This is a genomic window from Escherichia sp. E2661 (assembly GCF_004745185.1).
Classification (GTDB): Bacteria; Pseudomonadota; Gammaproteobacteria; order Enterobacterales; family Enterobacteriaceae; genus Escherichia.
In genome coordinates this window covers 1-757 of record NZ_PDIG01000071.1, presented here as the reverse complement: position 1 = coordinate 757, position 757 = coordinate 1, and the positions used below count along the sequence as shown (strand labels likewise).

Sequence of the window (757 nt, the reverse complement as noted above, 5' to 3'; positions counted from 1 at the left end):
TCGCTCAACGGATAAAAGGTACTCCGGGGATAACAGGCTGATACCGCCCAAGAGTTCATATCGACGGCGGTGTTTGGCACCTCGATGTCGGCTCATCACATCCTGGGGCTGAAGTAGGTCCCAAGGGTATGGCTGTTCGCCATTTAAAGTGGTACGCGAGCTGGGTTTAGAACGTCGTGAGACAGTTCGGTCCCTATCTGCCGTGGGCGCTGGAGAACTGAGGGGGGCTGCTCCTAGTACGAGAGGACCGGAGTGGACGCATCACTGGTGTTCGGGTTGTCATGCCAATGGCACTGCCCGGTAGCTAAATGCGGAAGAGATAAGTGCTGAAAGCATCTAAGCACGAAACTTGCCCCGAGATGAGTTCTCCCTGACCCTTTAAGGGTCCTGAAGGAACGTTGAAGACGACGACGTTGATAGGCCGGGTGTGTAAGCGCAGCGATGCGTTGAGCTAACCGGTACTAATGAACCGTGAGGCTTAACCTTACAACGCCGAAGATGTTTTGGCGGATGAGACATCGATAAGTAAGCTTGATAACAGATTAGATTAACCGGCGTAAGCGGGTTAATAAAACAGAATTTGCCTGGCGGCCGTAGCGCGGTGGTCCCACCTGACCCCATGCCGAACTCAGAAGTGAAACGCCGTAGCGCCGATGGTAGTGTGGGGTCTCCCCATGCGAGAGTAGGGAACTGCCAGGCATCAAATTAAGCAGTAAGCCGGTCATAAAACCGGTGGTTGTAAAAGAATTCGGTGGAG

General features: G+C 53.5%; 2 rRNA genes. Both read left to right on the top strand.

Annotated features, from left to right (window positions below):
• Positions 1–486: ribosomal RNA gene (locus tag CRI63_RS23690) — 23S ribosomal RNA — on the top strand; the annotation flags it as partial.
• A 97-nt stretch (positions 487–583) separates the two neighbouring features.
• A 5S ribosomal RNA gene (gene rrf, locus CRI63_RS23685) occupies positions 584–699 on the top strand.
• Positions 700–757 lie beyond the last annotated feature (58 nt).